General features: G+C 68.9%; 8 protein-coding genes. 6 read left to right on the forward strand and 2 right to left on the reverse strand.

The genetic code is table 11. From position 1 onward, the window contains the following. The 3 genes from yjjJ to AC1D01_RS12875 form a co-directional block, all read left to right on the forward strand. On the forward strand, positions 1 to 1,199 hold a 1,199-nt coding region (gene yjjJ / locus AC1D01_RS12865; protein WP_477866737.1), incomplete at its 5' end, for a type II toxin-antitoxin system HipA family toxin YjjJ. Between the two features lie 56 nt (positions 1,200 to 1,255). Next, the gene (locus AC1D01_RS12870) at positions 1,256 to 3,265 is read left to right on the forward strand and encodes a PAS domain-containing hybrid sensor histidine kinase/response regulator (RefSeq protein ID WP_477866739.1); all 2,010 of its coding nucleotides are present in this window, start codon (positions 1,256 to 1,258) and stop codon (positions 3,263 to 3,265) included. A gap of 137 nt (positions 3,266 to 3,402) precedes the next feature. Beyond that, entirely contained in the window at positions 3,403 to 4,890 is a 1,488-nt protein-coding gene (locus tag AC1D01_RS12875; protein ID WP_477866741.1) for a leucine-rich repeat domain-containing protein, read from the forward strand. A gap of 7 nt (positions 4,891 to 4,897) precedes the next feature. On the opposite strand, the gene AC1D01_RS12880 is transcribed toward AC1D01_RS12875, so the two are convergent. Continuing rightward, positions 4,898 to 5,251 carry a hypothetical protein gene (locus AC1D01_RS12880; protein ID WP_477866743.1) on the reverse strand — a complete coding sequence of 118 codons (354 nt, stop codon included), beginning with the start codon at positions 5,249 to 5,251 and terminating at the stop codon, positions 4,898 to 4,900. 347 nt (positions 5,252 to 5,598) lie between these two features. Here AC1D01_RS12880 and AC1D01_RS12885 point away from each other — a divergent pair, with 347 nt between their 5' ends. The 3 genes from AC1D01_RS12885 to AC1D01_RS12895 all read left to right on the forward strand — a co-directional run bounded on the left by AC1D01_RS12885 (position 5,599) and on the right by AC1D01_RS12895 (position 6,977). Then, the gene (locus AC1D01_RS12885; protein ID WP_477866745.1) at positions 5,599 to 6,060 is read left to right on the forward strand and encodes a RidA family protein; all 462 of its coding nucleotides are present in this window, start codon (positions 5,599 to 5,601) and stop codon (positions 6,058 to 6,060) included. A 3-nt stretch (positions 6,061 to 6,063) separates the two neighbouring features. Further along, positions 6,064 to 6,543, forward strand: a complete 480-nt coding sequence (locus AC1D01_RS12890) for a disulfide bond formation protein B (RefSeq protein ID WP_477866747.1) — start codon at positions 6,064 to 6,066, stop codon at positions 6,541 to 6,543. 86 nt (positions 6,544 to 6,629) lie between these two features. Then, positions 6,630 to 6,977, forward strand: coding sequence for a hypothetical protein (locus tag AC1D01_RS12895; RefSeq protein WP_477866749.1), 348 nt, complete (start codon positions 6,630 to 6,632; stop codon positions 6,975 to 6,977). A 44-nt stretch (positions 6,978 to 7,021) separates the two neighbouring features. Here AC1D01_RS12895 and AC1D01_RS12900 read toward each other — a convergent pair. Next, on the reverse strand, positions 7,022 to 8,267 hold a 1,246-nt coding region (locus AC1D01_RS12900; RefSeq protein WP_477866751.1), incomplete at its 5' end, for a DNA gyrase subunit A.

The following is an 8,267-nucleotide window of genomic DNA, read 5'->3' on the forward strand; positions in this document are numbered from 1 at the left end:
CCTACGCCGCACGCCGCGCGCTGCGCGGCGACATGAACCCGTTGCCGCTGTACCGCATCGACGCGCACGGCGACGCGGCCGAAGTCGCCCGCCTGCACCTCACCTACCCCGACGGTTGYGCGCTGGACTTCATCGAGCCGTTCGAATGGCCGATGGAGGCCGACATGCAGGACGGCTGGTTCGACGGCGTCCCCTACCCGCTGCAGGACCTCCGGCCGCAGGGCTTCCTCGGCCGGCAGTTCGCGCGCCAGCATGCCCCGTTGCTCGGGGTGGGCGAAGACCCGGCGCGCTGGTCCGATGACGATGCGCTGCACGCCCTGTCGCTGCTGGGCGCGGACCAGAGCGGCAACTTCATCCTGGGCGAAGCGGCCTTCCGGCTCTGGCAATCGAGGCAGGACCAGCAACCCGATCCGATCGCGGACGAACAGGTGGAGCCCGCCTATGCGCAACTCGCGCAGCGCGCGATGACGGCGGGCGATGCCGGCTCGTCGGCCGGCGGCGAGTTCCCGAAGTTCACGGCCGTGCGGCGGCTGGACGGCATGCCGGCGCACGTCATCGTCAAGTTCTCCGGCTCCGACGATTCCGCGATCACGCAACGCTGGTCGGACCTGCTGGTGTGCGAGCACCTGGCATCGACCGTGATCCCCGCGCACCTGGGGCTGGCCGCCGCGCGCTCGACCATCCACCGCGCCGGCAACCGGACCTGCCTCGAGGTCGTGCGCTTCGACCGGCACGGCCTGCTCGGGCGTTCGGCGCTGTGCTCCTGGTCGGCACTGAGCGGTGCGATGTTCGGGCTGGCCGGGCGCCCGTGGACGGAAGCGGCAGCGCAGTTGCTCGCGCTCGGATTCATCGATGCGCAAACGCACGACCAGATCGCACGCCTCTGGCATTTCGGCCGGCTCACCGCCAACACCGACATGCACGAGGGCAACCTGTCGTTCGTGCCCGGCCTGAAGCTCTCGCCAACCTACGACGTGCTGCCGATGCTGTACGCGCCGGTGCGCGGCGTGGAGCTGCCCGAGAAGAACTTCGCGCCGCCGCGCCCGCTGCCTTCGGAGCGCGAGGCGTGGCAGCAGGCCGCGCAGGCGGCGATGGTGTTCTGGCAGGCGGCGGCCGAGGACCCGCGCATCAGCGCCGCGTTCCGGCGCATCTGCGACGACAACGGCGCGATCGTCCGGCGGCTCGCGACCAGGACCTGACGGTCCGCAGCGCCCCGAGGGCCGGACCGCGGCGCGCTGTGCTAGGGTGCAGCCTCATGACCGCCGACCACCCCGCGGAGCCCTTGCAGCACAGCGAAGAACGTTTCCGCCTGCTCGTCGAGAGCGTGCGGGACTACGCCATCTTCATGCTCGACCCCGAGGGCCGGGTCATCAGCTGGAATGCCGGTGCCGAGCGCTTCAAGGGCTACCGCGCGCACGAGATCATCGGCCAGCACTTCTCGCGCTTCTACCCGCCCGAAGCGCTGGCGCGCAGCCTGCCCACGCACGAGCTCGAGGTGGCCCAGGCGACCGGGACCTTCGAGGACGAGGGCTGGCGCGTTCGCAAGGACGGCTCGCAGTTCTGGGCCAACGTCGTGATCACCGCGATGCGCGCCCCCGACGGCCAGCTGCTCGGCTACGCCAAGGTCACGCGCGACCTGACGCAGCGGCGCGGCCATGAAGAAGCCCTGCGCCGCAGCGAAGAGCGGTTCCGGCTGCTGGTCGAAGGCGTGTCCGACTACGCGATCTTCATGCTCGACCCCAACGGCAGGATCRCCACCTGGAACGTCGGTGCCGAGCGCATCAAGGGCTACACCGCCGCCGACATCATCGGCAGGCACTTCTCGATCTTCTACCCACGCGAGGCACGGGAGAGCGGCTGGCCAGACCACGAGCTGCAGGTGGCCGCCGAGAAGGGCAGCTTCATCGACGAGGGATGGCGCGTGCGCAAGGACGGCTCGATGCTGTGGGCCAACGTCACGATCACCGCGCTGCGCCATGGCGACGGCCGGCTGCTCGGCTTCGCCAAGCTGACCCGCGACCTCACCGAGCGCCGGCAGGCCGAGGCCGCCGAGCTCGCCAGCCGCCAGCGCGACGAACTGCTGCAGGCCGAGCGCAGCGCCCGCATGGAGGCGCAGCGCGCGACGCGCGTGAAGGACGAGTTCCTCGCGACGCTGTCGCACGAGTTGCGCACGCCGCTCAGCGCCATCCTCGGCTGGACCCAGGTGCTGCGCCGCGCCGCCAACACCGACAAACCGGTGGACCTGGAGCGCGCCATCGAGGTGATCGATCGCAATGCCCGGGCGCAGGTCAAGTTGATCGACGACCTGCTCGACCTGAGCCGGATCATGGCCGGCAAGGTCCGGCTCGATGTGCAGCCGATCGCGCTGCTGGACGTGGTGCAGGCGGCCGTCGACTCGGCGCTGCCCTCGGCCGAGGCCAAGGACGTGCGCCTGACGAGCCAGCTGGATCCGGCCGCGTCGACGGTGCACGGCGACAGCGGCCGCCTGCAGCAGGTGGTGTGGAACCTGCTCACCAACGCCATCAAGTTCACGCCGCGCGGCGGGCAGGTGCAGGTGACGCTGCAGCGCGTCGGCGCGCGCCTCGAGCTGAGCATCAGCGACAGCGGCATCGGCATTCCGGCCAGCTACCTGCCGCACGTGTTCGACCGCTTCTCGCAGCAGGACAGCTCGACGACGCGGGCCTTCGGCGGCCTGGGCCTGGGGCTCGCGATCTGCAGGCAGCTGGTGGAGCTGCACGGCGGCACGATCCGGGCGAGCAGCGAGGGCGAAGGCCAGGGGGCGAGCTTCGTGGTCGAGCTGCCGGTCTCGCAGGCGCCGCAGCAGACCGAGGCGGCGCAGTCCGGGCCGCCGGCCGGGGCCGGGGCTGCCGACCTGCCGCCGCTGCCGCGGCTGGGTGGCGTGCACGTGTTCATCGTCGACGACGAGCCCGATGCGCGCGAACTGCTGCGGTGCATGTTCGAGGACCAGGGTGCGCAGGTGACCGGCTTCGCCTCGGCGCAGGAGGCGCTCGCGGCCGTGCAGCAGGCCCGGCCGGCGCTGATCGTGAGCGACATCGGCATGCCGGCGATGGACGGCTACCAGTTCATGCGGGCGCTGCGCGCCGCCGAAGGCCGCGACGAGCGCATCCCCGCCGTGGCGCTGACCGCCTTCGCGCGTGCCGAGGACCGCAAGAAATCGCTGCTCGCCGGCTACCAGGCCCACCTGGCCAAGCCATTCGACATGGCGGAGCTGATCCTGACGGCGGCGGGGCTGCTGGGGCGCTGAGCCGCTACGGCGCAGCGGCAGAGCCTGGGACGCTCGGACCGACCCGTCGATCAATGGCTGACAGCGCCGTGGAACCGTGTCGCGCGGAACGGCACTGATTCGGGCCATTGGTCAATGAATCGAAACGGAACTCCCGCATGAATCCCAGCGTCTCTTCTCAAAACAACCGCCGCGTCGTGTCGGGGCAATCCACGGACCGGATACAGGCCCCCTCTGCGTCCCGGCCGACCGACACGAGTTCGGATCTGCACGACGCATTGAACAGGCTGGAGGAACCCGGGTGTTCACCGAAGAAACGCTTTCTCGCGTGGACCATGGCGCTGAACATCAGCCTGAGCGAAAAAAATGACGAATGCCTTGCATGGCTGCACCACCTGCATGCACACGGCGAAGACGGCAGCCAGGAGATCGATGCCTCCATCGCGCTCCGCGAGCTCGATCTCGACACCCTGGAATACGCCTTCGCGTGGYTCGACCGCACTGGGATCTCATTGCCGGTCGGCATAGAACAAGAGGCCGATTCCATCAGAGCCAACCCCTCGATGCTCAAGCTCGCAAGCCTGCTGCTTCGCGATTCCCACCGGATCCGCTCGCTGAAGATCACCGGCAACGGCAGCTCCTTCGAAGATGAAGCGCTGCGCTGCCTGACCCAGGCCCTCGAAGGCAACCAGTCGCTGCGATCGCTGACACTCTGCAGTTGCGGCCTCGACGACAGTGCGATGGCGCAGATTGGCGCTGCACTGAAAGGCAACCGCTCCATCGAGGAGCTCGACTTCTCCTACAACTCATGCGGCACGTCCGGCTACACCGCGATGGCCTGCTCGCTCGGGAACCGGCGCCATCTGCGGGCGTTGACCCTCCGCGGAGCTGCAGGCGACGGCGGCCTTGCAGCGATTTTCGAATCGCTGAAGGAGCTCGGCGTCGAGGAGATTCATCTGGTTTCAGCGTCGTACTCGCAGGCCGATGCCAAGGCGCTCGCCGACCTGCTGACCACTTCGAAGTCCTTGAAGGTCCTGGATCTGGGCCATCCCTCATGGAACAAGGCCTGCCGCGACCAGAGGTCTTCAGGCGCTGGCCGACTGCATCACAAAGTGCGGCGGAAATTCCAGCGTGCGCGGCTGGGCAGATGGAAACTTGCAGAAAAGGAGGCCATTTCGAAGGACGCCAGGACGGCGAAGCGGGTCAGTACCGTCATGGACATCGTCTTCAACGCCATCGGTGGGAACTCGACGCTGACGGAGCTCTGCATCCGAGGCTGGCCGCTTGAGGCAGGACATGCCCACGCGCTGGGCAAGATGCTTTCGCAACCATGCAGCCGGCTGACCAAGCTCAAGATGGGCAAGGTCGACAATCACGAGGTGTACCAGGCATTTGTGAAAGCTGCCATGCAGAGCGAGACATTGATCGAGCTCGATGTGTCCCCGGGCGTTCCCGATGAGGTGATGAAGGTCATCGAGGGAAACCGTGCCCGGCTGGCGCCCCTCGCCCTGCACACGATGTTCCATCGCAGCGGATTGCCGTACCTTCCCAAGGATGTTCTCGAGCTCATCCGGAGGCAACTCAATGGGAAAGACGTTGGGAACGTGATCCAGTTGGTGGCGGGTCTTCGACCCGAGACCGACTGACTCGCCGCTACGGCGCCGCGCGAGATGCGCGGCCCGCCGTCGCCTCGACCCACTCGCACAGCCGGCTGGCCTCGTGGTTCAGCATCTGCAGCGAGGCCACGCCGAGGCGCCGCAACGCGCCGGTGCTGACCCGGTCGAGGATCGGTGGCGCGTCGTCGAGCAAGGCCATCTCGTCCTGCTCCATCAGTTCGAGCAGCACGCGCACGCCGTGGGTCACGTCGATCACCTGGCCGATCAGCTGGTTCAGGTGCCGGGCCTCGATCGGGAGCGCGTCGCTCTCCGGGCGGGTCCATCGAAAGGCTTGAAAGTGCGGCGCGGTACGGCTGTCGTCGCACGCGTCATCATCAGGAAAGGCCGTCATCGCAGGGGCTCCTCGAACGCGTACCGTCTGCCACCCCGTTTCACAACGAGGGTGGCAGCCCAAGGCAGGGTTGGAAGACCGGTCTCAAAGGAGTCGGCGAGCCCGAAGGCTCCCCCACCTGGGCTGCCGTCGAGACGGGCACCAAGGGGCGACAACGATCAAGCCACCGCAGAGGGTGGCTTGATCGCTCCTTTGAAACCGGGCTTCCAACCCCGACCCACGCTCTTGCGCAGGCGGGCGCAATTTAGCATGGCCTCACGCGGCCACTTGTCGCCCACAACCCCGCACCGCGTTCAGCCAAGCCCCAGGTGTAGGATCCCCCGCTTCCCCACCTGCCCTCGCCCGCCATGTCCGTCTACGACCGCCTGAAAGCCCTCGGCATCGAACTGCCGCCGGTGTCCGCCCCCGCTGCCGCCTATGTGCCCTTCGTGCGCACCGGCAACCTGGTGTTCCTGTCCGGCCACATCGCCAAGCGCGACGGCAAGCCCTGGGTCGGCCAGCTCGGCCGCGACACCGACACCGCCACCGGCAAGCTCGCCGCGCGCGCGATCGCGATCGACCTGATGGGCACGCTGCACGTGGCGGTCGGCGGGAACCTGAACAAGGTCGAGCGCATCGTCAAGGTGATGAGCCTCGTCAACAGCACCGGCGATTTCACCGAGCAGCACCTGGTGACCAACGGCTGCTCCGAGCTGCTGGCCGAGGTGTTCGGCGCCGAGAAGGGCGCGCATGCGCGCAGCGCGTTCGGCGTGGCCCAGGTGCCGATGGGCGCCTGCGTCGAGATCGAGCTGATCGCGCAGGTGGCCTGAACGATGGCCGCCTTCAAGTTCGGCGCCACGCAGCGCCTGTATGCCGTCGCGGTGCTGTGCCTGGCCGCCGTCGGCGTCGCGCTGTTCTCGCAGTACGTCTTCGACATGCGCCCCTGCCCGTGGTGCATCCTGCAGCGCCTGCTGTTCACGCTGATCGCGGTGCTGTGCATCGTCGCGGCCTGGCTTCGCGGCGGGCCGCGCGTCGCGCTCGGCGGCATCTCGGTGCTGCTGGCCGCCTGCGGGATCGCGGCAGCGCTGTACCAGAACCTGGTCGCCGCGAAGTCCTCCTCGTGCAACCTGACCTTCGCCGACAAGATCATCAGCGGCATCGGCGTCGACAAGCTGCTGCCGTCGGTGTTCCAGGTGACCGGCAGCTGCGCCGAGGCGGCGGTCTCGATCATCGGCGTGCCTTACGAGTTCTGGAGCCTCGCGGTGTTCGGCGTGGCCGGGCTGCTGGTGCTGTCGGCGCTGCGCGGGCGCTGATYACCCTGGCCGCGGGTCAATCGCCGATGGCGCCCGCGGCCATCGAGGGCTAAGCTCACAGCATCGTCCGCTACCGGAGCACGATCATGATGTGGCACTGGAACTCGTGGTGGGAACCGCGCCAGGACAACCCCACCGCCACCGAGCCCCCCGCCTGGCACGGGCCGTGGGGCGTGGAGCAGGTGGCCGCCTGGCAGGCGCGCAGCTGGGAGCACATGGTGAGCACGAGCCGCTCGATGTGGAGCTTCTGGCTCGGTGCGATGCCGATGCCCACGTGGCCGGCGATCGGGCAACTGACACCGCCGACACCGCCGCAGGAGGTGCAGCCGGAGCCGCCGGCCGCAGCGGCAACACGGACGCCGCGCAAAACTTCGCCGCGCAAGCGGACTGCACAGCCCGACGGGCGACACGCGCAGCAGGCGCGCCACCGGTGAGCCTGCCCCCCGGCCGCTGAGCCGGGCGCGCCATCAACCTGGCGTCAGCCCGCCAACACCCGCTGCGCCTTCATCCCCGCATCCAGCACCTTGCCCTTGCGCGCCCGCTTGCCGCCATAGACGGCGAGCGACGCGCCCTTCAGGTCTTCCTCCTTCGGCTTGCCGCCGCGGCCCAGGCCCAGCACCTTCAGCGCGGCCGCGCAGGTGGCGGTGGAGACCAGCGGATCCTTCGCATCCACTTCCATCAGCGTCAGCCCGCGGCCGCCGTTGGCCTGCAGCTTCAGCTCGTCGAGCGGGAACACCAGCAGCCGGCCCGAGAGGCTCAGGCACGCCACCTGCGTGTGCGCCGCCGCCAGCGGCACCGGCGGCAGCAGCTTGTCGCCCTCGTCCAGCGTGATGAAGCTCTTGCCGCCGCGCTGCCGGCTGACCATGTCGGACACCTGCGCCAGCAGCCCGAAGCCGCCGGTGTTCGACAGCAGCAGCTTCGTGTCGGCGCTCGCCGCGAAGTAGTGCAGCGGCTGCGTGCCGCTCTCCAGGTCGACCAGCGTCGTGATCGGCTGACCATCGCCGCGCCCGCCCGGCAGCAGGCTGGTCGCGATCGAATACACCCGCCCGTTGCTGCCGAACACCAGCAAGGTGTCGACGCTGCGGCACGGGAAGGTGCCGTACAGCCCGTCGCCGGCCTTGAACGCCAGCGCCGCCGGATCGATCTCGTGGCCCTTCAGCGCGCGCGCCCAGCCCTTCAGGCTGACCACCACGGTGACCGGCTCGTCGAGCACCTTCACCTCCAGCACGGTGCGCTTGCCGGCCTGGATCAGCGTGCGGCGGTCGTCGCCGTACTGCTTCGCATCCGCCTCGATCTCCTTGATCATCGTGCGGCGCAGCGAGGCCGGGCTGCCGAGGATCTCCTGCAGCTTGTCGCGGTCGGTGCGCAGCTCGCCCAGTTCCTGCTCGATCTTGATCGCCTCCAGCCGCGCCAGCTGGCGCAGCCGGATCTCGAGGATGTCGTCGGCCTGCCGCTCGCTCAGCTTGAAGCGCTCGATCAGCGCGGCCTTCGGCTCGTCCGAGTGCCGGATGATGCGGATCACCTCGTCGATGTTCAGCAGCACCAGCTGCCGGCCCTCGAGCACGTGGATGCGCTCAAGCACCTTGTCGAGCCGGAACTGCGTGCGCCGCTGCACGGTCTGCTGGCGGTAGGCGATCCACTCCTGCAGCATCAGCCGCAGCGTCTTCTGCGTTGGCCGGCCGTCGGCGCCGATCATCGTCAGGTTGATCGGCGCCGAGCTCTCC

It is taken from the genome of Rhizobacter sp. P3_B12 (assembly GCF_056402895.1).

Coding starts and splice junctions, on each gene's coding strand:
- AC1D01_RS12880 (WP_477866743.1), bottom strand. CDS start 5,251: ATGACGGCCTTTCCTGATGATGACGCGTGCGACGACAGCCGTACCGCG.
- AC1D01_RS12885 (WP_477866745.1), top strand. CDS start 5,599: ATGTCCGTCTACGACCGCCTGAAAGCCCTCGGCATCGAACTGCCGCCG.
- AC1D01_RS12895 (WP_477866749.1), top strand. CDS start 6,630: ATGATGTGGCACTGGAACTCGTGGTGGGAACCGCGCCAGGACAACCCC.
- AC1D01_RS12890 (WP_477866747.1), top strand. CDS start 6,064: ATGGCCGCCTTCAAGTTCGGCGCCACGCAGCGCCTGTATGCCGTCGCG.